The organism is Meridianimarinicoccus zhengii (assembly GCF_003254465.1).
Taxonomy (GTDB): Bacteria; Pseudomonadota; Alphaproteobacteria; order Rhodobacterales; family Rhodobacteraceae; genus Meridianimarinicoccus; species Meridianimarinicoccus zhengii.
In genome coordinates this window covers 1-1074 of the sequence record NZ_QDFI01000180.1, presented here as the reverse complement: position 1 = coordinate 1074, position 1074 = coordinate 1, and the positions used below count along the sequence as shown (strand labels likewise).

Below are 1074 nucleotides of genomic sequence, written 5' to 3'. Positions count from 1 at the left end.
GGCGTGTAACCCGCGCGGCTGGCCGGGCTGGCCGGGCCGACCCCCCTCGGTGCAAGCCTGTCGCGGATCGCGGCCCCGGTGTCGCTCGATCTCGACGGAGGGCTGGGCCCCGACGGGCGCGCACTGCCGCTGTCGGGGCGCTTGCGGGTCGGTGCCGGGGCGGTGCGCCTGTCCGGCACCGGGGACGCCGTGGAGATCGCGGGACTCGGGGCGGAGATGCGGCTGTCGGCGGATAGGCGGCATCTGGAATTGCGCGAGATGTGGCTGGACGGTCGCGCGGCGCGGCTGGCGGGCCGTGCCGATCTGCGCAGCGATGGGGCGGGCGGCGCCATCACCGCGCAACTTGACCTGCGGGAGGTGGCGGTGGACGTGCCGCGGGCGGAGCGCACCCCGGTCGCGCTGCGCGCCGACCGGCTCTGGGCGGATCTGCGGGTCGGCGGGCCCGGCGGCGCGGTGCAGATCGCGGCGATGACGCTGGAGCGCGATGGCGCGCGGGTCACGGGGACCGGGCGTGTCTGGCCGGGCGGGCGGATCGCGCTGGACCTTGTTGCGGGACCGCTGGCGGTGGACGGCGCGCTCGCGCTCTGGCCGCACGAAATCGCGCCGCGCGCGCGGGCCTGGGTTGCGCAGACGGTGTCCGGCGGGACGTTGCGCGACCTGCGCCTGTCGCTGCGCCACGACCTGCGCGATCCGCGCGAACCCGGACGGCTCGACGACAGCGCGCTTTCGCTGCATCTGGAAAACGCAGCGATGCGGGTCGATCCGCGCCTGCCGCCCATCGCGGGCGTTACCGGGCAGGTGGTGCTGGATCGGGATCGCGTCGCCTTTCTGCTGGATCGCGCGGCGATCGCCCTGCCGGTCGACGCGCCACCGGACGGTCCGGCAGCGGCGCAGGCCCAGACCGTGCAACTGGGGCCGGGCCGGATCTGGACGGATACCGGGCCGGACGCCACCGGCCCGCTGCGCATGGTCTTCGACGCCGCGGCGGACCTGCCCGCGGCGCTGGCGTTGCTGCGGGCACCGCTGTTCCAGCCCGGCGGTGCCGCGGACGCCGCTGCCGTTGCCGGGACGGGC

The 1074-nt window shown here is 76.6% G+C and carries 1 protein-coding gene; it reads left to right on the top strand.

Annotated elements, in window-relative coordinates; translation table 11 throughout:
• Positions 1 to 78 precede the first annotated feature (78 nt).
• On the top strand, positions 79 to 1074 hold a 996-nt coding region (locus DDE13_RS22465; RefSeq protein ID WP_162631204.1), incomplete at its 3' end, for a hypothetical protein.